The organism is Mesorhizobium sp. P2_C7, from assembly GCF_056404515.1.
This window is the reverse complement of record NZ_JBFUDW010000001.1, coordinates 65,151-92,037: the sequence shown is the minus strand read 5'-3', so window position 1 is coordinate 92,037 and position 26,887 is coordinate 65,151. Positions and strand designations below refer to the sequence as shown.

25 protein-coding genes and 1 pseudogene are annotated in these 26,887 nt (G+C 63.5%); 20 read left to right on the top strand and 6 right to left on the bottom strand.

Translation table 11 applies throughout. The features are described 5' to 3' along the window. Position 1: 1 nt before the first annotated feature. From AC1D2G_RS00470 to AC1D2G_RS00440, 7 genes are all read left to right on the top strand, one after another. Positions 2 to 1,333, top strand: coding sequence for a S41 family peptidase (locus AC1D2G_RS00470; RefSeq protein WP_167365099.1), 1,332 nt, complete (start codon positions 2 to 4; stop codon positions 1,331 to 1,333). A 193-nt stretch (positions 1,334 to 1,526) separates the two neighbouring features. After that, complete coding sequence (locus AC1D2G_RS00465; protein ID WP_477411519.1) at positions 1,527 to 2,708, top strand: divergent polysaccharide deacetylase family protein; 1,182 nt, start codon at positions 1,527 to 1,529, stop codon at positions 2,706 to 2,708. Positions 2,709 to 2,757: 49 nt separating this feature from the next. Beyond that, a complete protein-coding gene (locus AC1D2G_RS00460) occupies positions 2,758 to 3,276 on the top strand; it encodes an RNA pyrophosphohydrolase (protein ID WP_095084199.1) in 519 nt (172 codons plus the stop codon). Positions 3,277 to 3,456: 180 nt separating this feature from the next. Beyond that, positions 3,457 to 4,596: an alanine racemase gene (alr, locus tag AC1D2G_RS00455; protein ID WP_477411518.1), complete on the top strand. Its 1,140-nt coding sequence runs from the start codon at positions 3,457 to 3,459 to the stop codon at positions 4,594 to 4,596. A 274-nt stretch (positions 4,597 to 4,870) separates the two neighbouring features. Further along, positions 4,871 to 5,293, top strand: coding sequence for a nucleoside diphosphate kinase regulator (rnk, locus tag AC1D2G_RS00450; RefSeq protein ID WP_477411517.1), 423 nt, complete (start codon positions 4,871 to 4,873; stop codon positions 5,291 to 5,293). Between the two features lie 35 nt (positions 5,294 to 5,328). Continuing rightward, positions 5,329 to 5,850 (top strand): GreA/GreB family elongation factor, encoded by a 522-nt coding sequence (locus AC1D2G_RS00445; RefSeq protein ID WP_477411516.1) that lies wholly within the window; start codon positions 5,329 to 5,331, stop codon positions 5,848 to 5,850. Positions 5,851 to 5,971: 121 nt separating this feature from the next. Further along, positions 5,972 to 7,228, top strand: a complete 1,257-nt coding sequence (locus AC1D2G_RS00440) for a D-amino acid dehydrogenase (protein WP_477411515.1) — start codon at positions 5,972 to 5,974, stop codon at positions 7,226 to 7,228. Positions 7,229 to 7,253: 25 nt separating this feature from the next. Here the strand turns inward: AC1D2G_RS00440 and AC1D2G_RS00435 are convergent, their stop codons facing one another. The 3 genes from AC1D2G_RS00435 to AC1D2G_RS00425 all read right to left on the bottom strand — a co-directional run bounded on the left by AC1D2G_RS00435 (position 7,254) and on the right by AC1D2G_RS00425 (position 10,854). Then, positions 7,254 to 9,419, bottom strand: coding sequence for a phospholipase D-like domain-containing protein (locus AC1D2G_RS00435; protein ID WP_477411514.1), 2,166 nt, complete (start codon positions 9,417 to 9,419; stop codon positions 7,254 to 7,256). Further along, the gene (locus tag AC1D2G_RS00430) at positions 9,416 to 9,859 is read right to left on the bottom strand and encodes a hypothetical protein (protein ID WP_477227658.1); all 444 of its coding nucleotides are present in this window, start codon (positions 9,857 to 9,859) and stop codon (positions 9,416 to 9,418) included. The genes AC1D2G_RS00435 and AC1D2G_RS00430 overlap by 4 nt, the downstream gene beginning before the upstream one ends. Before the next feature lie 113 nt (positions 9,860 to 9,972). Continuing rightward, positions 9,973 to 10,854 (bottom strand): LysR family transcriptional regulator, encoded by an 882-nt coding sequence (locus tag AC1D2G_RS00425; protein WP_457151031.1) that lies wholly within the window; start codon positions 10,852 to 10,854, stop codon positions 9,973 to 9,975. A gap of 371 nt (positions 10,855 to 11,225) precedes the next feature. On the opposite strand from AC1D2G_RS00425, the gene AC1D2G_RS00420 reads away from it, so the two are divergent. Next, complete coding sequence (locus AC1D2G_RS00420; RefSeq protein WP_457153499.1) at positions 11,226 to 12,722, top strand: CoA-acylating methylmalonate-semialdehyde dehydrogenase; 1,497 nt, start codon at positions 11,226 to 11,228, stop codon at positions 12,720 to 12,722. Positions 12,723 to 12,879: 157 nt separating this feature from the next. On the opposite strand, the gene AC1D2G_RS00415 is transcribed toward AC1D2G_RS00420, so the two are convergent. Further along, positions 12,880 to 13,209, bottom strand: a complete 330-nt coding sequence (locus AC1D2G_RS00415; protein WP_457153498.1) for a nuclear transport factor 2 family protein — start codon at positions 13,207 to 13,209, stop codon at positions 12,880 to 12,882. A gap of 132 nt (positions 13,210 to 13,341) precedes the next feature. Between AC1D2G_RS00415 and AC1D2G_RS00410 the strand changes: the two genes are divergently transcribed. Continuing rightward, entirely contained in the window at positions 13,342 to 13,707 is a 366-nt protein-coding gene (locus tag AC1D2G_RS00410; protein WP_477227659.1) for a winged helix-turn-helix transcriptional regulator, read from the top strand. 230 nt (positions 13,708 to 13,937) lie between these two features. Next, positions 13,938 to 14,255, top strand: coding sequence for a hypothetical protein (locus AC1D2G_RS00405; RefSeq protein ID WP_477411513.1), 318 nt, complete (start codon positions 13,938 to 13,940; stop codon positions 14,253 to 14,255). Between the two features lie 9 nt (positions 14,256 to 14,264). On the opposite strand, the gene AC1D2G_RS00400 is transcribed toward AC1D2G_RS00405, so the two are convergent. After that, positions 14,265 to 14,960, bottom strand: coding sequence for a GntR family transcriptional regulator (locus AC1D2G_RS00400; RefSeq protein WP_477411512.1), 696 nt, complete (start codon positions 14,958 to 14,960; stop codon positions 14,265 to 14,267). A gap of 69 nt (positions 14,961 to 15,029) precedes the next feature. Here AC1D2G_RS00400 and AC1D2G_RS00395 point away from each other — a divergent pair, with 69 nt between their 5' ends. The 3 genes from AC1D2G_RS00395 to AC1D2G_RS00385 all read left to right on the top strand — a co-directional run bounded on the left by AC1D2G_RS00395 (position 15,030) and on the right by AC1D2G_RS00385 (position 18,335). Continuing rightward, positions 15,030 to 15,923, top strand: coding sequence for a dihydrodipicolinate synthase family protein (locus tag AC1D2G_RS00395; RefSeq protein ID WP_095084431.1), 894 nt, complete (start codon positions 15,030 to 15,032; stop codon positions 15,921 to 15,923). Positions 15,924 to 15,984: 61 nt separating this feature from the next. Further along, entirely contained in the window at positions 15,985 to 17,301 is a 1,317-nt protein-coding gene (locus AC1D2G_RS00390; protein WP_477411511.1) for an NAD(P)/FAD-dependent oxidoreductase, read from the top strand. A gap of 32 nt (positions 17,302 to 17,333) precedes the next feature. Next, complete coding sequence (locus tag AC1D2G_RS00385; protein WP_477411510.1) at positions 17,334 to 18,335, top strand: 4-hydroxyproline epimerase; 1,002 nt, start codon at positions 17,334 to 17,336, stop codon at positions 18,333 to 18,335. A 62-nt stretch (positions 18,336 to 18,397) separates the two neighbouring features. On the opposite strand, the gene AC1D2G_RS00380 is transcribed toward AC1D2G_RS00385, so the two are convergent. Further along, positions 18,398 to 19,306 (bottom strand): LysR family transcriptional regulator, encoded by a 909-nt coding sequence (locus AC1D2G_RS00380; RefSeq protein WP_477412402.1) that lies wholly within the window; start codon positions 19,304 to 19,306, stop codon positions 18,398 to 18,400. A 124-nt stretch (positions 19,307 to 19,430) separates the two neighbouring features. Between AC1D2G_RS00380 and AC1D2G_RS00375 the strand changes: the two are divergent. The 7 genes and pseudogenes from AC1D2G_RS00375 (at position 19,431) to AC1D2G_RS00345 (ending at position 26,819) form a co-directional block, all read left to right on the top strand. Further along, positions 19,431 to 19,816 (top strand): annotated as a pseudogene (locus tag AC1D2G_RS00375) (ectoine synthase). A 446-nt stretch (positions 19,817 to 20,262) separates the two neighbouring features. Further along, positions 20,263 to 21,165 carry a branched-chain amino acid ABC transporter permease gene (locus AC1D2G_RS00370; protein ID WP_095084211.1) on the top strand — a complete coding sequence of 301 codons (903 nt, stop codon included), beginning with the start codon at positions 20,263 to 20,265 and terminating at the stop codon, positions 21,163 to 21,165. 4 nt (positions 21,166 to 21,169) lie between these two features. Beyond that, positions 21,170 to 22,765, top strand: coding sequence for a high-affinity branched-chain amino acid ABC transporter permease LivM (livM, locus tag AC1D2G_RS00365; RefSeq protein WP_457154768.1), 1,596 nt, complete (start codon positions 21,170 to 21,172; stop codon positions 22,763 to 22,765). Then, positions 22,765 to 24,375, top strand: coding sequence for an ATP-binding cassette domain-containing protein (locus tag AC1D2G_RS00360; protein ID WP_477411509.1), 1,611 nt, complete (start codon positions 22,765 to 22,767; stop codon positions 24,373 to 24,375). Before livM ends, AC1D2G_RS00360 begins: the two co-directional genes overlap by 1 nt. After that, positions 24,375 to 25,103 carry an ABC transporter ATP-binding protein gene (locus AC1D2G_RS00355; protein WP_184872396.1) on the top strand — a complete coding sequence of 243 codons (729 nt, stop codon included), beginning with the start codon at positions 24,375 to 24,377 and terminating at the stop codon, positions 25,101 to 25,103. The genes AC1D2G_RS00360 and AC1D2G_RS00355 overlap by 1 nt, the downstream gene beginning before the upstream one ends. A 112-nt stretch (positions 25,104 to 25,215) precedes the next feature. Continuing rightward, positions 25,216 to 25,563: a DUF6867 family protein gene (locus tag AC1D2G_RS00350; RefSeq protein WP_095084215.1), complete on the top strand. Its 348-nt coding sequence runs from the start codon at positions 25,216 to 25,218 to the stop codon at positions 25,561 to 25,563. Positions 25,564 to 25,700: 137 nt separating this feature from the next. After that, positions 25,701 to 26,819, top strand: coding sequence for a branched-chain amino acid ABC transporter substrate-binding protein (locus AC1D2G_RS00345; RefSeq protein ID WP_095084216.1), 1,119 nt, complete (start codon positions 25,701 to 25,703; stop codon positions 26,817 to 26,819). Positions 26,820 to 26,887 lie beyond the last annotated feature (68 nt).

Below are 26,887 nucleotides of genomic sequence, written 5' to 3'. Positions count from 1 at the left end.
AATGATGCGGAAACTGTCGCTTCTGTTTGCCGGTGCGCTGATGGGCGCGTCCGCCATGAGCCTTGTTTATGGCACACCCGGCTCGGCGGCGAACGCTGCAGGGTCGGAGACCTACAAGCAACTGGCCATCTTCGGCGATATCTTCGAGCGGGTGCGGGCGCAATATGTGACGCCGCCCGACGACAAGTCGCTGGTCGAGAACGCCATCAACGGCATGCTTGCCTCGCTTGACCCGCACTCCTCCTACATGAATGCCGAGCAGGCGCAGGATATGCGCGTGCAGACCAAGGGTGAGTTCGGCGGCCTCGGCATCGAGGTCACCATGGAAAACGACCTGGTCAAGGTGATCACGCCGATCGACGACACCCCGGCCGCCAAGGCAGGCGTGCTGGCCGGCGACTATATCGCCAAGATCGACGGCGAGGAGGTTCGCGGCCTGACCCTCAACGACGCGGTCGAGAAGATGCGCGGCCTGGTCAACACGCCGATCAAGCTCACCATCCTGCGCCAGGGCGCCGACAAGCCGATCGAACTGACGGTCGTGCGCGACATCATCAAGGTCAAGGCGGTCAAGTTCCGGGTCGAGAACGACATCGGCTACATGAAGATCACCTCCTTCACCGAAAAGACCTATGACGACCTCGAGAACGCCATCGACACCATCAAGAAGCAGGTGCCGAACGACAAGCTCAAGGGCTATGTGCTCGATCTGCGCCTCAATCCGGGCGGCCTGCTCGACCAGGCGGTGAGCGTCTCCGATGCCTTCCTCAACCGCGGCGAGATCGTCTCGACGCGCGGTCGCGATCCGAAGGACGTCACCCGTTTCGACGCCAAGCCCAAGCAGGTCGACGACATCAATGGCAAGCCGATGATCGTGCTGGTCAATGGTGGCTCGGCCAGTGCGTCGGAAATCGTCGCCGGCGCGTTGCAGGATCTGCGCCGCGTCACGGTGGTCGGCACGCAGTCCTTCGGCAAGGGCTCGGTGCAGACCATCATTCCGCTCGGCGAAAACGGTGCGCTGCGGCTGACGACGGCGCTCTATTACACGCCGTCCGGCAAGTCGATCCAGGGCAAGGGCATCACGCCCGACATCAAGGTCGACCAACCGCTGCCGCCAGAACTGCAGGGCAGGGACCTGACGCGCGGCGAATCCGATCTCAAGGGCCACATCAAGGGCGCCGACGAGAGCTCGACCGGTTCAGGCTCGGCAGCCTATGTGCCGCCGGATCCGAAGGACGATCTGCAGCTCATCTATGCCGAGCAACTGCTGCGCGGCCAGAAGACCGATCCGGCTTTCCCGCCCAATCCGGAAAAGGCCGTTCTCAACCAATAAGGGTTGCGGCCGACGGGTCTGGCCGCCTGATGGAAGCAATGCGATGCTGCCGGGACCGAAAGGTTCCGGCAGTTCGATTCGGGGCAAGGCGAGGCCCTGGGTTGCGGGCGCCAGCGGTGCGCCAGGATTGATGAATTCGCGCATGTCTTTTCGAAGCGATTTCGTCTTCGGAGCATGCGCCCGGGGATGCAGCTTGGCTGACATAGGCAAGGACATCGAACGCCCGCTTGGACAGACCGTCCGATCGCCGCGCGCGGCCGGCAAGGTCAGCGCCGGCGCGATCGCGGCAACCGTGGTCGTTCTGGCGGTGTTCGGCGTCTCCGGTGCGATCGCGCTCAGGGAAAAGCCGTTCCGCAAGCCGCAAGAGGTCGCCGTTTCGACCCCGAAAGTGACGGCGGCGGCCGAGCCTGCTGCCGCGCCGGCCGCATTGGCCCCGGTGGCCGCAGCCAAGCCGGAGTCGCCCGCCAAAACCGACGGGCCGCAGATCATCCATGTGCAGACGGAGGAGGGCGACGGCCCGCCCAAGGCGGGGATCGTCATTCGCGACCCGTCAACCATGGGCCAGAACCTGAAGATCGCCCATATTCCCGACAAGGCGCTGATCGAAGCCAGCGAGACCGGGCCATTGCCTGCCCGGGCAGCCGATGGCCGGCGCCCGTTCGACGTCTATGCGCGGCCGTGGTCGGGCGCGCGTGGTGCACGGGTGGCGATCGTCATCGGCGGGCTTGCGGTTTCGCAGACAGGCACCCAGGCGGCCATCGCCAAGCTGCCGGCGGAGGTGACGCTGGCCTTCGCGCCGCAAGGCAACAGCATCGGCCGCTGGATGCAGGCGGCGCGGCAGGGCGGCCACGAGATCGTCATGCAGGTGCCGCTCGAACCGTTCGACTATCCGAACATCAACCCCGGCCGCAACACACTGACGGTGGCGGCGAGCGCGGATGAGAATTTGAAGAACCTGCACTGGGCGCTGTCGCGGACGACAAACTACACCGGTGTCATGAACTACATGGGCGCGCGTTTTTCCGCCGATGCTACGGCGATGGAGCCGTTCATGGCCGAACTCGGCAAGCGGGGCCTGGCCTATATCGACGATGGCTCGTCGGCACGTAGCCTGGCGCCGGACTTGGCGTTGAAGGACGGCGTGCCCTTCGTCTCCGGCGACACGGCGATCGATGCCGTGCAGGATCGCGGCGCCATCCTGAAGAAACTCGACGGGCTGGAAGCCACCGCGCGCGCCAAAGGCTTTGCCGTCGGCATCGGCTCGGCCTTCGACCTGACGGTCGACACCGTGTCGACCTGGGTCACCGAGGCCAAGAAGCGCGGCATCGAGATCGTGCCGATTTCGGCGGTGGCCATCGATCCGCAAAAAGGCTAGCGATCCTCCCAAGTATCGAATTTCCAGCAACGGCCGGAACGAGGGCAAGATGGCTAAGAAGACTGTTGATCGCGAAACGCTGCCCTACCGTCCCTGTGTCGGGCTGATGATCCTCAACGCCGACGGCCTGGTCTGGGTCGGGCATCGCATTGCCGAACCGGACAGCGAATTCGCCGGCACGACACAGCTCTGGCAGATGCCACAGGGCGGCATCGACAAGGGCGAGGAGCCGTTGCAGGCAGCCGAGCGCGAGCTCTACGAAGAGACCGGCATGCGCGGCGTCTCGCTGCTCGCCGAGGCGCCGGACTGGATCAATTACGATTTGCCGGACCACCTCGTCGGCATCGCCTTCAAGGGCAGGTATCGCGGCCAGACGCAGAAATGGTTCGCCTTCCGCTTCCACGGCGATGTCGGCGAGATCCAGATCAATCCGCCGCCGGGCGGACACACCGCCGAATTCGACAAATGGGCATGGCGGCCGATGCAGGACCTGCCCGACCTGATCGTGCCGTTCAAGCGCCATGTCTACGAGGAAGTAGTGGCGGCGTTCCGGCATCTGGCGCAATAGCCTCGACACGAAACGACCGCAGTTGCCGCGCCGGCCTGGCGGACCTATTGATGTCTAATGCGCGTCGCGTTTGAACGGATTCAAGCGACGCGCTTCAGGCTTTTGTTTTATGCATGTCGTTCTCCCAATACCGGGACCACTTTTGGGCGACATGCACTATCCGCCACGAGAAGGGTCGCCATGAACGACGCCCCCAAGAGGTCGCTGCCCGAGGACATCGCTGCCACAAGCGAAGCGGTGGCTGGCGCCATTCTGACCATCGACCTTGGCGCGATCCGTGAAAACTACCGGCGGCTGAAAGCGCACCTGGGCAGCGGGCGCTGCGCCGGCGTGGTCAAGGCCGACGGCTACGGCCTCGGCGCGAGCCAGGTGGCGGCGGCACTCGTCGACGAAGGTTGCGATATCTTCTTCGTCGCGCTTCTGGGCGAAGGCATCGCCTTGCGCCGCTCGCTCGGGCCGGCTTCCGCCATTTTCGTGCTGAACGGCATTCCGCCCGGCGCCGAGCCCGACGCCGTGGCGGCAAACCTTTCTGCCGTCGTCAACAGCCCCGGACAACTGGCGGCCTGGCGTGCGGCGGCTGGCCGCGCCGGCCGAAGGCTGTCGGCGGCGATCCAGGTCGATAGCGGCATGTCGCGGCTCGGCATGGCGCCCCGGGATGTCGAGCGCGTTGCCGCAGATCCACGTGCCTTCGACGGCATCGATGTCCGTTTTGTCATGAGCCATCTGGCCTGCGCCGACGAGCCGGAGCATCCGGCCAACGAGCGGCAGCGACTGGCATTCGAGCGGCTGCGCGCAATGTTGCCCGAGGCGCCGGCCTCGTTCACCAATTCATCCGGCATCTTTCTTGGGCAGCGCTTTCACTATGATCTCGCCCGGCCGGGTGCCGCGCTCTACGGCATCAATCCGACACCGGCCCGACCAAACCCGATGCTGCCAGTGGTGCGGCTGCAGGCCAAAGTGGTGCAGACACGCATGCTGGAGGCCGGCGTTGGGGTCGGCTATGGCCACACCTTCCGCACCACGGCTCCGCTCACGGCCGCGACGATTTCGCTTGGCTATGCCGATGGCTGGCATCGCCGCGCGGCGTCCGCGGCCTGGTTCGAGGGCGTGCGGCTGCCCTTCCTTGGGCGGGTGTCGATGGATTCGATCATTCTCGACATTTCCGCTTTGCCACCCGGCAGGCTGGGCGAGGGCGATCTCGTCGAACTGCTTGGCCCCTCGCAAAGCGTCGACGACGCGGCCGGCCATGCCGGCACCATCGGCTACGAAATCCTGACTAGCCTCGGCCACCGCTTTCATCGGCGTTACGTCGACGGTTGAGCGGTTTGGCCACGCTTGACAAGCATGCGCCTGTCGGCAAGGGTCGGTGCATGAGCAACCTCGCCCATATCAGAACCTTGTTCAGGGTCTGCCCGATCGCGGGATCGTAGCCCCGGCGCGGCCGCCTTCTTGGCGTCCGTCCGAACCGGGGCATCCATACATCCAACACCGCCATCAAGCCTGACAGTCCTCGCGGCTGCCGGCTTTTCATCAGGCGCCGTCAGTACGGCGGCAAGCGCGCATCTATTCGATGCGCCAATCCAAGAGGTTTGCCATGCAACATGCAACAGGACTGCACCCACAGAACCAGCTCACGGTCAGCGATGCCGACCATGACAGGCTGACAGGCCTGGCGAGAGCGTCGCTCGACCGCACGCCTGAGACTGCCGAAGAGCTGCTTTCGGAAATGGACCGGGCCGTCGTCACGGAAGCGGCGGCGATGCCTGCCGGCGTGGTGCAAATGGGCTCGACAGTGACGATCCGTGGCGAAAACGGGGACACCCAGCGCATCACGCTGGTCTACCCCGGCGATGCCGATATCACCGAAAACAGGATCTCGGTGCTGACGCCGATGGGGACGGCGCTCATCGGCGCAACCGTCGGGCAGGCGGTGTGCTGGAGCGGCCGTGGCGGCCGGGAACTGTCGGTGACCGTCGAAGCCGTCGACACGCCCGCCTCCGGCCCGCAGCGGTCCTGATCGTGGAGATGATGATGACAGGCACGAATTGTTGCTTGACGAGCAAGGACTTTGCCGTCCTCGAAGTCATGCTGGAGCGTCGGCGGGCATTCGCGGACCCGATGGTGGATATGCTTGAACACAAGCTTGCAAACGCCGATCTCGTCTCGATCGATGTGGTCGAACCCGATGTCGTGACGCTGAACAGCAGAGTGGTGTTTCGCATCGACGCCGGCCCTGCCGAAACGCGAACCCTGGTGCAAAACGAGGTGCGCGGACCGGTCGGCTCCAGTCTGTCGATCGCCACGAGGCGCGGGCTTTGCATGCTTGGCATGGCCCAAGGCCAGACGGCCATGATCGAACAGGCCGACGGCAGGCAGGAGTCGATCCTGATCAAGGCGGTGCTCTACCAGCCCGAGGCTGCGCGACGCGCAGTCAAGGAGAAATCCCTGGCCGAGGTGAGGCGACCATATGGGCTCACCCTGGTCTACAGCGCCGCGGCCGACAGGCGGCCTCTTGGCGAGACGGCTGGAATGCGGCAGACAGAGGACGACGACCCCGGTCCCTCGGCGGCGTGAACGGGCAACAGTGCATGGTCTCGAAAATCGGAATCGATTTTCGGAAAGGATCATGCGCAAATCGAAAATGCGGCCGCGTCTATGGGCGTCCGGAAGGACGCGGCACGGCAAGGAGTGAACGATGAAAATCATGGTGCTGGGCGGTGGCGTCATCGGGGTGACCACGGCGTACTATCTCGCCGAGGCCGGCCACGAGGTGACGGTGGTCGATCGCCAGAAAGGCCCGGCGCTGGAAACCAGCTTCGCCAATGCCGGCGAGATTTCGCCCGGCTATGCCTCGCCCTGGGCCGGGCCCGGCATTCCGTTGAAGGCGATCAAGTGGCTGCTGATGAAGCATGGCCCGCTGGTCGTGCGGCCGGCCTTCGATCCGCATATGTGGACATGGCTGGTCAAGATGCTGCGCAATTGCACGGCCGAGCGCTATGCGATCAACAAGGCACGCATGGTGCCGCTGGCCGAATACAGCCGCGACACGCTGAAGGCGCTGCGCGAGGCGACCGGCATCGCTTATGACGAGCGTGCCCAGGGCACGCTGCAGCTATTTCGCACGCAGAAGCAGCTCGACGGCACCGGTGGCGATGTCGAGGTGCTGAAGAAATATGGCGTGCCCTATGAGATCCTCGACCAGGACGGCTGCATCGCGGCGGAGCCAGGCCTGGCCGGAGTGCGCGAAAAGTTCGTCGGCGGCCTCAGGCTGTCGCGCGACGAGACCGGCGACTGCAAGATGTTCACCGACCGCCTGGCCGAGCTGTGCGTGGCTCGCGGGGTCAAATTCGAATATGGTCTGACGGTTTGGCGCGTTATCCGCAGCCGCAACCGTATCGCCAATCTCAGCACCAGCAAGGGCTGGCTGACCGCCGACGCTTATGTCATGGCTATGGGCAGCTATTCGGCGGATTTCATGCGTCGGGTGAAGCGGCCAATCCCGGTCTATCCGGTCAAGGGCTATTCGATCACCGTGCCGATCCAGGATGCCGCCGTGGCGCCGGTGTCGACGGTGATGGACGAGACCTACAAGGTGGCGATCACCCGGCTGGGGAACCGCATCCGGGTCGGCGGCACGGCCGAGATTTCCGGCTTCGACCTCAGGCTGCACGAATCACGACGGCGCACGCTGGAACACTCGGTCGGCGATCTCTTTCCGGGCGCCGGCGCGATGCGGGACGCGACGTTCTGGTGTGGGCTGCGGCCGATGACGCCGGATGGTCCGCCGCTGATCGGCCGCACCGAGCTTTCCAATCTCTATCTCAACACCGGCCACGGCACGCTCGGCTGGACCATGGCCTGCGGCTCGGCCAAGGTGCTGTCCGATATCATCTCCAGCCGGGTGCCGGACATCGATGTCCGAGATCTCGCGCAGGAACGCTATCTGCGATAGGGCGCCGCGACGTCGCCCAAATTCGTCAAAACGCCTGCCTGACCCAGTCTTCGTCGAACAGCAGCCGATAGGCCCACGGGATCGTTACGTTGGTGGGAACCGGGTTGGAGTGGGCGAGATAGTCGTCATAGATCGCCTTCATCCTGGTGTAGAAGGCCGGGTCCAGCACCATCATGCCATTCTCCGAGTCGTGGAAGAAGCTGCGGTTGTTGAGATTGACCGAGGAGATGGCGACCAACCTCTCATCGATCATCATGATCTTGGAATGCAGCACGACATCGGGCGCCTTGAACTCGCGAATGTCGATGCGGTCGCCATACTTCTCGACGAACAGCTTGTTGAGCGCGGTGAGGAACCTGCCGCCAATGTCGCCTTTGAGATCGATACGGCCGACAATGTCGATCTTGACGCCGCGGGCGAGCGCCCGGTCGAACGCGTGGTTAAGTTTCGGCGTCAGGTTGAGATAGGGATTGACGATCTGGATATGGTGCTGGGCGGCGTCGACCAGCTCGACGAAATAATCCTCCAGCGCATGGCCATCCGCGTAGGGCACGGAGATGAAGTGCCGCGCGGTGCCTGACGGGCGGTGGCCGTCGGACCGAACCGGAATGGAGAAAGGCCGCGCGATGTTGGTGTCGGCGTCGCGAAGCCACACTGTCGAGAGATGCGCGGCGAGCGCCTCGACCGTGGTCCGGTCGGTGAACTCGATGTCGAAGTCGCTCCAGTTCGAATAGTAGTTCAACGAAAAGCCGTCGGTCCTGCCATATTGCTCCAGATCCGGATAGCGCGACAGATCGATCGGCTGGTGGAACAGGAAGCCGTCATGGATGTTGCGGCCGCCGATGATGACGCGCGAGCGCCCGGGATCCTCAGCCAGCGTCGCCAGCATCTTGATGTGGTGGGTCTTGTGAAATTGTGAGATCTGCTCGTCGATCGGTGCGCCCCGATCGGCCCGCCAGCGGTACTCCTGCAACTCGACATTGGGGAACTCGGCCGCCAGCCGGTGCAGCAGCGCGTCGTCCTTGTCGCGCTCCAGCACGTCTGTGACCATGATGCGCACCTTGGTGCCGAGCGCGGCATGGTGGCGGATCAGCCGTTCGATGATGCGGCCGGAAAAATCCGCCTTGAATTCGAGCGAGGACAGATAGATCAGCTTCAGCCTTGGCGCCTTCGAGAAGTCGAGCGGCAGCTCCGGGTCGCCCCTGTCGATGGCGCTGTCGGGCAGCGGCGTTCCCATCAGCGCCTCGACCTTGGCGTTGAAGCCGTCGCGCGACTTGCGCAGCAGGCGCGGCTCTCCGATCGGCAAGGCGCAGGTCTGCGACAGCCAGCGGCTGGCGTAGAAGGCGCGGCTGAGCGGGTCGAGGCCCGTGGGGTCAGGCGTCGGGCAACGCTCGTAGCGGCTGTCGAAAGCGGCGAGCGCCGGGTCGGCGGTCTCTTCGCGCCGGATGGTGAGGGGCGCGCCGGCCGGGACAAGGCTGGAGCGGATTCTTGCGGTGCAGCGGTTCAGGCTGTCACTTGGGAACAGGCTGACCGTGTCGTCCTCGCCAGACAGGCGAAAGCGGAATGCCATGCCCGCGGCAATGGTTCGCGAACCGGCACCGTCGCGCAGCGCCAACGCGCCATCGCATGAGCCGTCGATCTCGGCCGGTTGCTTGCCCGCCTGGCGCAGCACGATCTCGACGCTGCGCGCCTGCAGGCCGGAAAAATCGAATGTCTTGGGCGCCGAAGGCCGTGCCGCGGCGTCGATGTAGAGCGTCTGCCGCGACACCCGCCAGCGCCCGTCGAAATGGCCATCGCCGCTGCCACCACCGGCCGGCGGCAGATGCGTTTCGGCAACCGGACCGGCCAGGTGCTGCAGCGTCCGGTAGGTCGCCTGGAAATCGCTGGTGCGGATGTCATGGCGGTCATGGCCGAAAGGGCCGGTGCCGTTGGCCCGGTCCATGGCGCCGAGCTGGTGGTCGGCGAGCAGCGCCAGGAATCGCTTTTCATAGTCGCTTGTGCCGGCGTCGCCAAAAAACTGAGCGGCGGCAACCTGGGGCCCCGGAGTCCTGGCCGACAGCGAGGGGCGAGCGCAGGCCTCTTGGCCCTGCAGCAGGTCACAGGCATTGCGGCCGGGCGAGCCGGCACAGCCGGCAAGGACAACGAACGTCAGCCCGGACAGGGCCACGATAATGGCTGCGCGGCGATTCACCCGGTCGCCCCGGCCTTCAGGACGCTCAGTTGTGCCGGGTCGCGCGGCGGCATGAAGCCCTGCGGGAACACCTTGCAGACGGGGATGGCGAAAGTGGCGATCAGCAGCTCCGCCTCGCCGCGCATCTTGCGGGGTGCTGTCTTGTCGTCGCGTATCGTTTTCGCCGAGGCGACGAGGGCACCATCGCAATCGCAATGATTGTGGCGAGCGATGTAGCAGGCATCATGGATCCGGCAGGCTGCGTCGAGGCGATCGACCGGCCGCGCCGACAGATCGCCGGTGCGGGTGCCGGGGCCGCAATAATTGCCGAAGACGAAAGGCGAAGGGCGGGCCATGGCGTAGCGGATCGGCTTGGGCAGGTCGGCCTCCGGCACTTTGGTCCATGGATTGGCGCATGCGGAAAGGAAGACCAGCGGCAGGATGGCAAGAACGGCTCGCATGTCTATCCGCGCCAGCTTTCTGAAAGATTTCCCACCTGGCGGTCTGCCCGTGGCGGCGCCTGCGCGCCTGATGCCACACTGGCCGGTTTTGTGGCAAGGAAAAGGCGGCGTGTCTAGACGAACAGGCTTCTCTCCTGCTCCACCGCCTTGGTGATGAAGCTGGCGACGATCTGGACGCGGCGCAGCGGCCGGACCGATTCGTGATAGACCAGCCAATAGGCCCGGCGGATGGGTGCGACCACGTCGACGGACACCAGTTCCGGCATCGAGCGGGCGACGAAGGTGTGCAGGATGCCGATGCCGGCGCCCGAGCGCACCGCTTCGGCCTGGCCGAGCGCCGAGGAGATGGCGAAGCTGGTGCGCCAGTCCGGGCTGAACTCGGCCGCATAGTCGAGCGACGGGCTGACGATCAGGTCCGGCACGTAGCCTATGAGCGTGTGCTGATCAAGCTCGGCGGCTGTCTTGGGCAAGCCATGCGCCTCGGCATAGGCGCGCGAGGCAAACAGGCCGAGCGAATAGTCGACTAGCTTTCCCGCCACCAGCCGCCCCTCCGTCGGCCGCTCGACGGTGATGGCGATGTCCGCCTCGCGTCGCGACAGGGAGAAGGAGCGCGGCACCGGCACAAGCTGGATCGTCAGTTCGCGGTGCAGGCCCGTCAGTGCGCCAAGACGCTTGGCCAGGAAAGCGACGCCAAACCCGTCCGGCGCGCCGATGCGGACCGTGCCGGAGACATCGTCGCCCTCGCCGGCGACGGTCGAACGCGCGGCGATCATGTCGCCTTCCATGCGCTCGGCAATGTCGAGAAAGCGCTCGCCGGCCGGCGTCAGTTCGCTGCCGGTGGTCAGCCGGCGAAACAGCTTCGTCCGCAGCGCATCCTCGAGTGCGGCGATGCGGCGCGAGACGGTGGCATGGTTGAGTTCCAGCCGCCTGGCTGCGCCAAGGATCTGGCCGGCCCGCGCCACGGCCAGGAAGATGCGGACGTCATCCCAGTTCATGGGGATGGTCCGATCTAATCGTGAACGCCGCGTTCCCGCCCACCCCCCTCTGTCCTGCCGGACATCTCCCCCGCAAGGGGGGAGAGTGGCAGCTCCGCCGGCGGCATCTTTGCGGCGTCGAAGGTTTCCGAAGACGAAAGCAACATCCGATCTCCCCCCTTGCGGGGGAGATGTCCGGTAGGACAGAGGGGGGTGGGAAGAAATGCAATCTTTCAATCCTTGGAACGATCGAAGTGCCGGATATTTGCGGCAATTAATGCACAGTCGGCCTCCGTTGTCTATTTCATGCACAACGGTTGCGTTCTGGCTCGCGTTGCCATCCGCCGGGCAAAGGCGGACAATGCGCCATCACAAACCCAGGGAGAGAAATCATGATCGACTACGGTCATTTCATCGGCGGCAAGCATGTCGCCGGGACCAGCGGCCGCAAGCAAGATGTCATGCAGCCGATGGACGGTTCCGTGCGTGGCACGGTGGCGCTGGCTTCGCAGGCTGAACTGCGCGCGGCGGTCGAGAATGCCAAGGCGGCACAGCCAAAATGGGCGGCAACCAACCCGCAGCGCCGCGTGCGCGTGCTGATGAAGTTCCTCGAACTCGTCGCCCGCGACTATGACGAACTGGCCGATATCCTGGCGCGCGAGCATGGCAAGACGATCGCCGACGCCAAGGGCGACATCCAGCGCGGCCTCGAAGTGGTCGAGGTCTGCATCGGCGCACCGCATATGATGAAGGGCGAATTCACTGACGGCGCCGGCCCCGGCATCGACGTCTATTCGATGCGCCAGCCGCTCGGCGTCGTCGCCGGCATCACGCCGTTCAACTTCCCGGCGATGATCCCGCTGTGGAAGATCGCGCCGGCCATCGCCTGCGGCAATGCCTTCATCCTGAAGCCGTCGGAGCGCGACCCGGGCGTGCCGATGCGCATCGCCGAACTGTTCATCGAAGCCGGCCTGCCGGCGGGCATCCTCAACGTCGTCAATGGCGACAAGGATGTGGTCGATGCCATCCTCGACGATCCCGACATCAAGGCCATCGGCTTTGTCGGCTCGACGCCGATCGCCCACTACATCTATTCGCGCGGCACCGCCGCGGGCAAGCGCGTGCAGTGCTTCGGTGGCGCCAAGAACCACATGATCATCATGCCCGATGCCGACATGGACCAGACCGTCGACGCGCTGATCGGCGCCGGCTACGGCTCGGCCGGCGAGCGCTGCATGGCGATCTCGGTGGCTGTCCCGGTCGGCAACGACACCGCCAACCGGCTGATGGAAAAGCTCGTTCCGCGTGTCGAAAGCCTGAAGGTCGGACCTTCGACCGACTCTTCGGCCGATTTCGGCCCGCTGGTGACAGCGCAGGCGCTGGAGCGCGTCAAGGGCTACGTCGATACCGGCGTCAAGGAAGGCGCCAAGCTGGTCGTCGACGGCCGCGGCTTCTCGATGCAGGGCTACGAGGATGGCTACTACATGGGCGGCTGCCTGTTCGACAACGTCACCGCGGACATGCGCATCTACAAGGAAGAGATCTTTGGACCGGTGCTCTCGGTGGTGCGGGCGCCGACCTATGAGAGCGCGATCAAGCTCGCCAACGACCACGAGATGGGCAATGGCGTCGCCATCTTCACCCGTGACGGTGATGCGGCGCGCGACTTCGCCTCGCGGGTCCAGGTCGGCATGGTCGGCGTCAACGTGCCGATCCCGGTGCCGATCGCCTACTACACCTTCGGCGGCTGGAAGGCGTCCTCCTTCGGCGACCTCAACCAGCATGGCCCGGACGCGTTCCGCTTCTACACCAAGACCAAGACGGTCACCTCGCGCTGGCCGTCCGGCATCAAGGACGGGGCCGAGTTCGTCATCCCGACGATGAACTGAAATCCGACAGCTATTTCACAGGAAAGGGCGCGGCCTGGTCGCGCCCTTTTTGCGTTGGATCATACGGTCAGAATGGCACTGGTCCGGAACAAGGAATCTCACCAGCTCCGCAACTTGGCAAATTCCTGATCGTTGAACCGGGAATTTCCCAGGATGGTCATGCACCGATCTCCAGCCGCGTTATCCGGCCGTCGGCCAGTGTGAAGTTGTAGTGCAGCGTCGCCGGGCTGCCGGGGAAATTGCCTGACACGATGCCGGCGATCCGCCATGCATCGCCATTGACCGTCGCGTCGACGACCTCAACGGTCACCCGGTATTTTCTCGTCGTTGCTTCCATCCAGTCGCGGATGGCGGCCGAACCCCGATGGGTTTCACCTTCGTCCTTGACCGTGGCGTCCGACGAGAAGGGCACGAGCATCGCGTCGATGTCGTGCCTGTTCTTAGCGGCAAAATAGTCTGTCAGCGGCTGCGGAAGTTTCGCGATCATGGTTTCATCTCCGGTTCCAGGTCCTGCCGTAGACGCGAAGGTCCGCGGCCTTGTCCGGCTCCTAAAATGAGATATGCTGAAAAAATGGCAAGAACCGACGAAAAAGTAAGGTACTTACCCGAAAGTAAGGTCATGTCAGAAAGGAAGTCTGGACCCGAAAGCAAGGTTGAGGCGCTGACGCCGGTGTCGGCAGCGAGCGGCGTGGAAAATGTGCTGCGCATCCTTGAAGGCCGCTGGAAGCTGGTGATCCTGTTTCACCTGTTCGGCGGCAAGGTGCTGCGCTTTTCCGATCTCGAACGGGCGATCCCGGCGATCTCGCAGAAGATGCTGATTCAACAACTGAGGCAGATGGAAGCCGACGGGATCGTGCGCCGCATCGTGCATCATCAGGTGCCGCCGAAAGTCGAGTACCGCCTGACCGACTGGGGGCAGGCGCTATGTCCGGCTCTCGACGCCCTGCTGAAATGGGCGGCGCTTCGCGACCCCGCGGAAACCTGACGCGGATCGAAGCCGTACGGCTCGCCGCCAGGGTTGAGATGCTGCTTGTTTTCGGATCGGGACCTCACCATATCGAATCCAGGGAATGCGATAAGAATTCCCTGACGACAGACCGGAAACCAGAAGGAGTGACGTGATGAAGACGTCGGACCCGGCCTGGAACGCTCCGGCATATTGAGGCTGCCCATGTGCCTCCCTTTGCCGGAACGTGAAGGCGAAGGAGGTGCCAGATGGCACACAAATTTTCATTTCTATGGATCAGGATGGCCGTGATCGGCGCCGCGCTGGCGTTGTCGACGCTGTCGGCACAAGCGCAATTCATCTGCGGCGGCCACAGCGACCTTGTCGCGGGATTGGCGCAGGCCTTCCAGCAGAAGCAGATCGGCTACGGTGTGGTCGGGCAAGCTGCCATTGTCGAGATCTATGTCTCGGCAAGTGGGACATGGACCATGCTGGTGACCGACGTGCAGGGCCGAAGCTGCATCTTCGCGACCGGTGACGGATGGGAGAATACCGTCTCCATCACCGCAACGGCGCAAGGGATCTGAACCGCCCGATCAGCGGCGGGTAGCGGCCACCTCGGCGTGGCCGCGCAGCAGGGTTATCAGCCGCTTGGCATCCTTGGCCGCGGCTTCCTCGTCGCCGTCGAGGATCGAGCGGATCAGCGCGACATGATGCTCGGCCGATTCAGCAAGCCCGGTGTCGGCCTTGTAGCGGAACCAGAAACGGCGGCTGTGGGTTTGCAAGGGAGCCGCCAGGCGGGCGGCGAAAGGATTGTCGGCGGCCAGCGCCAGCGCTTCGTCAAGCGCCTTGTCGGCCTGGATGAAGGCAAGCACGTTGCCCGAGATCACCGCCTTCTGCATGGCCAGGGCTGCTTCGTGAAACATGTCGGCGGCTTCGCGGGTGACGAAGCGGGCGGCCGACCGGGCCAGCACCACCTCGACCCCGCGGCGTGCATCGAGCACGCGCAGCCAGTCGCCGGGATGCAGCGGAGCGATTGCGATGCCGGCGCGCGGCCGCACGTCGAGCAGCCCTTCCCAGGCCAGCCGCTGGATTGCCTCGCGCACCGGTGTGCGGCCAAGCGCCAGCCTTTCGATCAAGGCGCCCTCGGTGACGAAGCTCGCCGGCGCCAGTTCGAGCGTGACGATCATGTGCTCGAGCACACGGTAGGCCTTGGCCGCCGCCGGCTCGAATGCAGTGCTTGAGTCAATGGATATCAAAGGCGATCTCCTGATATATCCAGGATATATCATAAGAGATTCCGCATTGACAGATGGTTTTCTAGCAGATATACGGCTGATATATCAGATGGAGACATGACCATGTGGACCGGAGTTTTCCCCGCCGTCACGACCAAATTCACTGCCGACGATCGTCTCGACCATGCCGAGATGGAGCGCTGCTTTGGCCTGCAGATGGAGGCCGGCTGCGACGGCATCATCGTCTGCGGATCGCTCGGCGAAGGCCCGATGCTGTCGCCTGACGAGAAGATCGAGGTGCTGAAGACCGCGCAGAAGGTCGCCGGCAAGAAGCCGGTGCTGCTGACAGTCAATGAGGCCGGCACCCGCGAGGCGGCCAGCATTGCGCGCCGCGCCGCCAAGGAAGGCGCCAACGGCCTGATGGTGGTGCCGAGCCCGATCTATCACACCAATGCGGAGGAGACGGTCGCGGCGCTGCGCGCTGTCGCGGAGGCTGGCGACTTGCCGGTCATGATCTACTCCAACCGGCTCGCCTACCGCGTCGACGTCACTGTCGACCAGATGGAAGAGCTGGCATCGGACAAGCGCTTCGTCGCCATCAAGGAATCCTCCGACGACATCCGCCGCTCGACCGAGATCATCAATCGCTTGGGCACTCGCTACGACCTGTTCACCGGCGTCGACAATCTCGCTTTCGAGGCGCTGTCGGTCGGCGCCATCGGCTGGGTCGCCGGACTGGTCACCGCGTTTCCKCGCGAGACTGTCGCCATCTACCAGCTGATGAAGCAGGGCCGACGCGAAGAGGCGCTCGCCATCTACCGCTGGTTCCGGCCGCTGCTCGATCTCGACGTCTCGACCTATCTGGTGCAGAACATCAAGCTTGCCGAAGTGTTCGCCATTCAAACCAATGACCGCGTGCGCATGCCGCGCCAGCCGCTGTCGGGCGAGCGCCGCAAAGCAGTCGAAAAGATCGTCAAGGACGCGCTGGCGGTTCGGCCGACACTGCCGCGGTTCTAAAGCTTTCTTCTCCCCTTCATGAGGAGAAGATGGCGGCAGCCAGAAGAGAGGCAGCGCCTACGTGCACGGAAGTTCGAAGTCGACAGAAGAGGGGCGCCGCCCCTCCGCCCTTCGGGCATCTTCTCCCCGTGAACGAGGACAAGGGGAAGACATAGCCATCATCGGTGGCGGCATCATCGGCATCTGCGCCGCCGCCTGTCTTGCCGAGGCGGGGCGCAAGGTCACCGTCTTCGATCGCACCGGCATTTGCGAGGAAACGAGTTCCGGCAACGCCGCTGCTTTTGCCTTTTCCGACGTGCTGCCGATGGCGCACAAGGGCATGATCCGGCAGCTGCCGAAATGGCTGGCCGACCCACTCGGCCCGCTCAGCATCCCGCCCGCCTATCTGCCGAAGCTTCTGCCCTGGCTGTTCCGCTTTTGGCGTGCCGGCACACCGGCAAAATATGAAGCGAGCCTCGCCGCCCAGGCGGGCATGATGAAGCTTGCCGAAGCCGAATGGATGGGTTTGCTCGATCGCTCCGGCACGCGCGGCATGCTTCGCGAGGACGGCTCGCTCGAACTCTACGAGAGCGAGGCCGAGTTCCGCGCCTCGCTGTCCGGCTGGGCCGCGCGGGAGCGCTTCGACATTGGTTTTCGCCATGTCGAGGGCGATGAACTTGCAGCCCTGCAGCCTGGGCTTTCGCCACGCTTCGTCAAGGGCACGTTCGTGCCGGGATGGAAGACGGTCGCCGATCCAAAACTGCTCGGCAAGGCGGTATGGGCCTACGCGCAGACCAGGGGCGCGCGCTTTGAAATGGCCCGGATCGAGCGCGTCGGGGCGGATGAGGATGGCGCGACATTGACGCTGGCCGACGGAACGACCAGGCGAGCCCGACATCTTGTGGTCGCCGCCGGCGCCTGGTCGCATCTGCTGGCGAGGCAATTCGGCGATCGCATTCCGCTGGAGACCGAGCGCGGTTACAACACCACGCTGCCGAAGGCTGCCTTCGACGTGAAGCGGCAGCTGATCTTCTCCGGCCACGGCTTCGTCATCACGCCGCTCGAAACCGGCCTGCGCGTCGGCGGCGCGGTCGAACTCGGCGGCATCGAGCGGCCGCCCAACTATGCGCGATCGAAGGCGCTGCTGCAGAAGGCGCAAAACTTCCTGCCGGGGCTCGATCCGACCGGCGGGCGCGAATGGATGGGGTTCCGTCCCTCGCTGCCGGATTCGGTGCCCGTCATTGGTCGCGTGTCGGGAAACCGGCCGGTGGTCTATGCCTTCGGCCATGGCCATCTCGGCCTGACCCAGGCGGCAGCCACCGGACGGTTGATCCGCGATCTCGTCCTGGGGCAGACTCCGCCGATCGATCTGGGCCCCTTCAGTCCACAACGATTCTGATTTTTTCGGGTTTTGATTTTTCGAGGAGCGTCATGGCCAAGAAATCCTTCTTCTGCATAGACGGCCACACCTGCGGCAATCCGGTGCGGCTGGTCGCCGGCGGCGGCCCGCTGCTGCAGGGGTCGACGATGATGGAGCGGCGCGCGCACTTCCTTGCCGAGTATGACTGGATCCGCACCGGGCTGATGTTCGAACCGCGCGGTCATGACGTGATGTCCGGCTCGATCCTCTATCCGCCGACGCGCGAGGATTGCGATATCGCCATCCTGTTCATCGAAACCTCGGGCTGCCTGCCGATGTGCGGCCATGGCACCATCGGCACGGTGACGATGGCGATCGAGCACGGGCTGATCAAGCCGAAGACGCCTGGCGTGCTGAGGCTCGACACGCCGGCCGGCCTGGTCATCGCCGAGTACAAACAGGTCGGCGACTATGTCGAGGAGGTGCGCATCACCAACGTGCCGTCCTTCCTCCATGCCGAGGGCTTGACGGTCGAGTGTCCGCAGCTCGGCGAAATCACCGTCGATGTCGCCTATGGCGGCAATTTCTACGCCATCGTCGAGCCACAGAAGAACTATCGCGACATGGCAGACTATTCCGCCGGCGACTTCATCGCCTGGAGCCCGGTGGTGCGGCAGCGGCTCAACGAAAAATATTCCTTCGTGCATCCGGAGAACCCGGGCATCGACCGGCTGTCGCACATGCTGTGGACCGGCAAGCCGACCGTGGAGGGCGCGGACGCCCGCAATGCCGTCTTCTATGGCGACAAGGCGATCGATCGCTCACCGTGCGGCACCGGCACCTCGGCGCGCATGGCGCAGCTTCATGCCAAGGGCAAACTCAAGGCCGGCGACAGCTTCGTCCATGAATCGATCATCGGCTCGCTGTTCAAGGGCAAGGTCGAAAAGGACGTCACTGTTGCCGGCAAACCGGCCATCATTCCCTCGATCGGCGGCTGGGCGCGGATGACCGGCTTGAACACCATCTTCATCGACGACCGCGATCCGTTCGCGCATGGCTTCGTTGTCAAGTGATATCGACAGGATTTGCATGTCGCCAAAAGGGGGCGCCGGCTTAGGCGAACGACATGCAGGACCTAAGGCCGATCCGCTTCGGCATCGACCGAAACCTCCCGGCGAAACCAATCGGCGAAGGTAAACGCGGCGGGCGAGGCATCCACCGACATCGTCAGGAAGTAGCCCTTGTCGCGGTTGGTTGCGAGCTGTGACAGAACAATCAGATCGCCCCGCTTCAGTTCGTCCCGAAAAACGTCCACGGGACAAAGCGCCACGCCGTGGCCGGCGATGACCGCCGTTGCCAGAATGTTGAAGTCGGCGAAGACGGGTCCGTTGCCAATGTCGACATTGGGCAGCCCGGCCTCGGAGAACCACTCGCGCCAGCCGTGACGGGTCTCGTCATGCAGCAGGTCCGCGCCCGCTATTCCCGCGGCCGTTCGCAGATGGTCCTTGCCGGCGAAGTAATAGGGGCTGCACACCGGTCGGTTCAGGCGTGAAAACAGCTTGAGGCTGGTGACGCCGGGAGTGGAATCAGCCCCAAGCATGATCAGCACGTCGTTCTCGCCATCGCCGAGCCTTTCCTCGGCCCGGGCATAGGCCACCCGCATGCCGATATCGGGATGGCTGGCGGTGAAGTCAGGCAGGCGGGGCACGAGCCAACGGCTGGCAATGGAAGGTATGCAGCCTACCGATACGGTCGCCACGGCCGCATTGCGCCTGATACGCCGGCATGTGGCGCCGAGTTCGGCAAGTGCCCCGCTCGCCGAGGCCTGCAGGATAACCCCGGCATCCGTCAGCCGTACCTTGCGCGCATCGCGATGGAAGAGCGGCACGCCCAACCACTCCTCCAGTCGCCTTATCTGGTGACTGATGGCCGGGTGAGTGACGTGCAGCTCCTCTGCGGCAGCGGAGAAACTGAGATGACGCGCAGCGGCCTCGAAAGCACGGACGGCGTTCAGCGGGATGTAGTATGTAAAATTTACTAACATATCGGGTGAGAAGCAATCATTTGAAGACGCGCATACCTTGCGGCATTTCTGCAATCGGACTTCGGGGCAAGCCCAGATGCAACCGAAGATTCCGCGCTTTTGACGATATGCAGGGAAAACGATCATGTTCACCAGACAATTGGCTGATGTAGAAAAATCTGACTTCTTCGTGGATTGGGGCAATGGCACCAGCACCGCCTGCTGACACAAAAGGACGGCATGGGGTTCACCGTCTGCCACACCGTTGTGCGTGCAGGCAGCGAATCGCGCCTCCACTATCGACGGCATTTCGAGGCCTGCTACTGCATCGCCGGCGCCGGCGAGGTCGAAGACATGTCCGGTGGAGTGCATCGTATCGAGCCAGGCACGATCTATGTGCTCGATGAACATGACGATCATTATCTGCGTGCCGATGCCGCCGGCGACATGATCCTGGTCAGCGTCTTCAATCCTCCGCTTGATGGCACCGAGCGGCATGTCCTGAGCGAGAGCGGCGGATCCGCCTACTGAGTCCCGAGGCGCCATCGTTGCCTTGATCGGCGGCCGGTCGCCGATGACCGGATGAACACCAGCTTCATCGACGACCACGATCCGGTTCGCGCATAGTTTTGTGGTCAGCTAAGGGGAATCCTGACCCAGGGGAAAGCAACGGAACGAAAAACGGATCGTGTCAGGAACGCAACGATTCCTCTCATCACCTAGTTTTGACGGTGATTTCTTCGAAATGGGGCGCATGATGTGGTCGAATCGTCAAAGACATTGCGTTATGCCAATGGTAGGGTCCGCGATAGTCCAAGGGGCCGGATGGGAAAAACGGGCAATCGAACGGCGTGCCGGCAAAACACGCATGACGGTTGAAAAATGACGTTGCAATCCGGGCTCGAAACTTTACGACTAGGGGAAATACGAAAAGGAATGCGTCTGCATGGGCGACATTCCAGGGGAGCCACGTACACATGCAGTACTTTGTCCAGCAGCTTATCAACGGGCTGACGCTGGGATCGATCTATGGGCTGATCGCGATCGGCTACACGATGGTCTACGGCATCATCGGCATGATCAACTTCGCCCATGGCGACATCTTCATGGTGGGCGCCTTCACGGCGCTGATCGTCTTCCTCGTCCTCGGTGCACTGTTCTATTCGGTGCCCGTCGTCATCGCGCTGCTGGTCATGATGATCGTGGCGATGCTGCTCACCAGCCTCTACAACTGGACGATCGAGAAGGTGGCCTACCGGCCGCTGCGCGGTTCGTTCCGGCTGGCGCCGCTGATCACCGCGATCGGCATGTCGATCGCGCTGTCGAACTTCGTCCAGGTGACGCAAGGACCGCGCAACAAGCCGATCCCGCCGATGGTCAGCCAGGTCTACAACATCAACGGCATCAGCGTGTCGCTGAAGCAGATCATCATCGTGCTCGTCACGGCGGCGCTCCTGGCGCTGTTCTGGTACCTGGTCAACAGGACATCGCTGGGTCGAGCGCAAAGAGCGTGCGAGCAGGACCGCAAGATGGCCGCACTGCTCGGCATCGACGTCGACCGCACGATCTCGATCACCTTCATCATGGGTGCGGCGCTCGCCGCAGTCGCTGGCACCTTGTTCCTGATGTACTACGGCGTCATTGCCTTCTCGGACGGCTTCACGCCGGGTGTCAAAGCGTTCACGGCGGCGGTGCTGGGCGGCATCGGTTCGCTGCCGGGCGCGGTGCTCGGCGGGCTGATGATCGGCTTCATCGAAAGCATGTGGTCGGCGTATTTCTCGATCGACTACAAGGATGTCGCGGCGTTCTCGATCCTGGCGATCGTGCTGATCTTCCTGCCTTCCGGCATTCTGGGCCGGCCAGAAGTCGAAAAGGTCTGAGATCATGGCGGTTACCGTATCTCCGGAAAGCGACGTCGTCGCCAGCCCTGTCCAACGCGGCCTTAAGGAAGGCTTCTATGCCGGCGCCATTTCGCTCGGCCTGTTCGTGCTGTTCATTGGCCTGAAGACCGGCCAGAACATCTCCAATGAACTGGTCGTCACCACGCGCTGGGGCTTGCTTGCCGGCGTGGTGGTCGCCACGGCTGTCGGACGCTTCCTCTATGTCGCCTATGGCCAGCCCTTCATGGCCAACCAGAAGATCGCCGACGTCGCCACCGGCCTGTTGCCGGGCAGCGTGGCGTCGCGCTTCTTCCAGGTGCCGTGGTTCATCGCGGCCGTCATCGCGGCGGTGTTGCTGTTCGTTTTTAACAACTCGCTCGCCGGATGGGTCGGAGCAGAACCGGCCGGCTATCTGCAATTCCTGCGCGCCCTGGCGATCATCTATGTGCTGGCCAGCGTGATCTACTATTTCAGGGCCTTCATCCACGCCAACTTCACCAAGCTCGGCATTGCCGCGCTTGTGCTGTACCCGATCCTCGTGGTCACGGTTTTGTCGCTGAACGCGTGGTCGATTGTCGGAGGGCTGCAGGGCTCGCTGAAATGGGTCGATAATTTCGGCATCCAGATCCTGATCTATGTGATGCTGGCCTGGGGCCTGAACATCGTTGTCGGCCTCGCCGGCCTGCTCGACCTCGGTTACGTCGCCTTTTATGCACTTGGCGCCTATGCGTATGCGCTGCTCGCCACCGAATACGGCCTGTCGTTCTGGATCCTGCTGCCAGCCGCTGGCGCCATGGCCGCCCTCTGGGGCGTGCTGCTCGGTTTCCCGGTGCTGCGCCTGCGTGGCGACTATCTGGCTATCGTGACGCTGGCCTTCGGCGAGATCATCCGCCTGGTGCTGATCAACTGGCGTGAGGTCACCAACGGGTCGGCCGGCATTTCCGGCATTCCCAAGGTCAGCTTCTTCGGCCTGATGTCCTTCAACGTGTCGGATTCGAACTACATAGCCAAGGTGCTGCACATCGCTCAGTCAGGTGCCTACTATAAGATCTTCCTTTATTATCTGATCCTCGGCCTGTGCCTGCTCACCGCCTTCGTCACCATCAGGCTGCGCCGCCTACCGGTCGGCCGTGCCTGGGAAGCGCTGCGCGAGGACGAGATCGCCTGCCGGTCCCTGGGCATCAACACGACGACGACCAAGCTTACGGCCTTTGCCACCGGCGCCATGTTCGGCGGCTTCGCCGGCTCGTTCTTTGCCGCGCGGCAAGGCTTCGTCAGCCCGGAATCCTTCGTCTTCCTGGAATCGGCCATCATCCTGGCCATCGTCGTGCTCGGCGGCATGGGTTCGCTGGTCGGCATAGCGGTTGCCGCAATGGTAATGATCGGCGGCACCGAGGCGCTGCGCGAACTCGACTTCCTCAAGCAGATCTTCGGGCCGGACTTCACCCCCGAACTCTACCGCATGCTTCTGTTCGGCATGGCCATGGTCATCGTCATGCTGTGGAAGCCGCGCGGCTTCGTCGGCAGTCGCGAACCGACCGCCTTCCTCAAGGAGCGAAGGGCTGTCTCCAGTTCCTTCACCAAGGAGGGCCACGGCTGATGAATGCGAGCACACCCATGAACGAGGCCATCCTGCAGGTCGAGCACCTGTCGATGAAGTTCGGCGGCCTGGTCGCCATCGGCGACCTGTCCTTCACCGCCAAGCGTGGCGAGATCACCGCGCTGATCGGACCCAACGGTGCCGGCAAGACCACCGTGTTCAACTGCATCACCGGCTTCTACAAGCCGTCGGAAGGCATGATCACGCTCAACCGTAACGACGGCTCGAGCTATTTGCTCGAACGTCTGCCCAACCACGAGATCCCGGCGCGCGCCAAGGTGGCGCGCACGTTCCAGAACATCCGCCTGTTCTCGGGCATGACGCTGCTGGAGAACCTTTTGGTTGCCCAGCACAACAAGCTGATGAAGGCCTCGGGCTATACGGTGCTTGGCCTGTTCGGCTTCAGCGGCTATCGCAAGGCCTCGGCCGAATCGGTCGAGCTTGCTAGGCACTGGCTGGAGAAGGCCGATCTCGTCGACCGCGCCGACGATCCGGCCGGCGACCTGCCATACGGTGCGCAGCGGCGCCTCGAGATCGCCCGCGCCATGTGCACGGGTCCCGAGCTTCTGTGCCTGGACGAGCCGGCGGCCGGCCTCAATCCGAAGGAATCGGCGTCGCTCAACGAACTGCTGATAGACATCAAGAACACATCAGGCACGTCGATCCTTTTGATCGAGCATGACATGTCGGTGGTCATGCAGATATCCGACCACGTCGTGGTGTTGGAATATGGCCGCAAGATCTCTGACGGCAATCCGCAATCGGTGCGTACCGATCCGCGTGTCATCGCCGCCTATCTCGGCGTCGACGACGAGGAAGTCGAGGCGGTCCTCACCGAAGTCGGCGACGAAGACGTCATCGAACAGCTCGATACGGGGCCTGATGCCGCGCACGGTCCGGGGACATCGTCCTCGTATCTCGCCGGGCCGGTTACCGACACGGTCGGCCATAGCGAGGGCGAGCGGGTCACCGTGTCGAAGGGCGCCTCCAAGGCGGCGCAGGTCGACGCAAGATCGATCGCAGCGGCAAACAAGGGGGCCTCGCTGGCTGCTGTACCGGCGGCGAAGCCCGCTCCAGCGGCAAAGGCAAAGCCTGCTCCGAAATCAGCGTCAAAGGCGGCAACTGGGGCGGCAGTGAAGTCGACCGCGGCGCCCGCACCGGCAAAGCCGGCAGCCAAGGCTCCAACGGCGAAGGCTCCTGCGGCCAAGGTTGGGGAAATCTCCAACCGGCTGGCGGCACCGCGCGGCGGCAAGGCCGACAATCTGACCCGCATCAAGGGCATCGGCACGGTCAACGAGAAGAAGCTCAACGAGCACGGCATCTTCCACTTCGACCAGATCGGCGCCTGGAAGAAGGCCGACGTCGAGGCCGCCGAAGCCTATCTTGCCTTCGATGGTCGCATCGCGCGTGAGGAATGGGTCAAGCAGGCCAAGCTGCTCGGCCAGGGCAAGGACACGGAATTCTCGCGCCGCGTCGACGCGGGCAAGGTGGCGACCAGCCATTCTTCTGGAAAGACGGCAAGTGCGGCTTCTGGGAAGACCGCAAGCGCGGCTTCTGGAAAGACTGCGGCTGCCAAGCCTGTGGCGGGCAAGCGCGGAGGGGGCAAGTGATGGCCGGGACAACGCTGCTCGATATCAAGGGCGTGCAGACCTACTACGGTAACATCCGGGCGCTGAACGGTGTCGATGTCACCGTCAACCAGGGTGAGATCGTGGCGCTGATCGGCGCCAACGGCGCCGGCAAGTCGACGCTGATGATGACCATCTTCGGCGCGCCTCGTGCGCGGGCCGGCACCATCACCTTTGCCGGCACCGACATCACCCAGATGCCGACGCACGAAATCGCGCGCATGCGCATCGCCCAATCGCCCGAAGGCCGGCGCATCTTCCCGCGCATGACGGTGATGGAAAACCTGCAAATGGGCGCCAGCCTCGACAACCTCAAGCACTATGACGAGGACGTCGAGAAGGTGTTCACGCTGTTCCCACGGCTCAAGGAGCGCATCGCCCAGCGCGGCGGCACGCTGTCGGGCGGCGAGCAGCAGATGCTGTCGATCGGACGTGCGCTGATGGCGCGGCCGAAGCTGTTGTTGCTCGACGAACCGTCGCTGGGTCTGGCGCCGCTGATCGTCAAGCAGATCTTCGACGCCATCCGTGAATTGAACCGCACCCAGGGGCTGACCGTGTTCCTTGTCGAGCAGAATGCCTTCGGCGCGCTCAAGCTCGCCACGCGCGGCTACGTCATGGTCAACGGCAATGTGACGATGAGCGGCACCGGCAAGGAACTGCTCGCCAATCCGGAAGTGCGCGCTGCCTATCTCGAAGGCGGACACCACTGAGTTTGGAGCGGAACGTGTGCATCCAATATTCCGCTCCAAGTTGTTTGTTTGTCGCATGATCCTTGTCCGAAAAGTCTGCAACTTTTCGGGGTCATGCTAGGGAGACTTCACCATGCAGGGCATTCTTTACGAGGAGCCGTCGATCTGGCAGTTCTTCTTCGTCACCTGCCTGCTCGGCGGCTGGGCGGCCTGGATGACGGGCAAGGCCAGTGCCCAGACATGGCGCAGCTTCATCCATCTGTTCGTCTATATGCTGGGCCTCGGCATCGGCATCCGCTTTATCCATCACGCGCTGTTCGGCGGCACGATGTTCTCGCTGCACTACTATATCGTCGACACCATCGTGCTGATGATCCTTGGCTTCGTCGGCTATCAATACACACGAACAAACCAGATGGTGACGCAGTATAATTGGCTCTACGAAAGAGCTTCAATCTTGAGCTGGAAGCCGAAAGGCTGAGGTTCATCATTAACGCCGCTTCGGGGATGAATCGGCGTGACAAGTGCCTGAAAATCGGCAAACTATGCTTTCTGCGATAAGGGTGGGCATCGCATGAAAGCTTCATCCACGCCCACTCCGTAAATGGGAGCGTTTAAATGAAAAAATCACTTTTGTCCGCCGTCGCCCTGACCGCGCTCGTCGCGTTCGGCGGCAGCGCGTGGGCTGATGTACTGATCGGCGTTGCCGGTCCGATCACCGGTCCGAACGCAGCCTTCGGCGCACAGCTTCAGAAGGGTGCGGAAGCGGCTGTCGCCGACATCAATGCCAAGGGCGGCATCAATGGCGAGCAGATCAAGCTCGAGGTTGGCGACGACGTCTCCGATCCGAAGCAGGGCATCTCGGTCGCCAACAAGTTCGTCGGCGACGGCGTCAAGTTCGTGGTCGGCCACTTCAACTCGGGCGTCTCGATCCCGGCATCCGAAGTCTATGCGGAAAACAACATCGTCGAGATCACCCCGGCTGCAACCAACCCGCAGTTCACCGAGCGCGGCCTGTGGAACGTGTTCCGCACCTGCGGACGCGATGACCAGCAGGGTAGCATTGCCGGCGCTTATCTCGCCGCGAACTTCAAGGACGCCAAGATCGCCGTCGTGCACGACAAGACCACCTACGGTCAGGGCCTTGCCGACGAAACCAAGAAGGCGATGAACGCCAAGGGCGTGACGGAAGTCATGTATGAAGGCATCAATGTCGGCGACAAGGACTTCTCGGCGCTGATCGCCAAGATGAAGGAAGCCGGCGTCTCCATCATCTATTGGGGCGGCCTGCACACTGAAGCCGGCCTGATCATCCGCCAGGCGGCCGACCAGGGCCTCAAGGCGACGCTGGTCTCCGGTGACGGCATCGTGTCGAACGAACTGGCTTCGATCGCGGGCGACGCGGTTGCGGGCACGCTCAACACGTTCGGCCCGGATCCGCGCCTGATCCCCGCGAACAAGGAACTCGTCGAGAAGTTCCGTGCGCAGGGCTTCGAGCCGGAAGCCTACACGCTCTACGCATACGCTGCAGTGCAGGCGCTTTCGGAAGCGGCGGCAGCCGCCAAGTCGAACGACCCGCAGGAAGTTGCTAAGGCGCTGCATGCGAATGGCCCGTTCAAGACCGTGCTGGGCGACCTGTCCTATGACGCCAAGGGCGACCCGACGTTGCCCGGCTACGTCATGTACGAATGGAAGAAGGGCGACGACGGCAAGTACACCTACATCCAGAAGATGTAAGCCTGTCGGCCTTGATCTCTACGGAATGCCCGGCGCTTTGCGCCGGGCATTTTTCGTTTGAGCCCCGC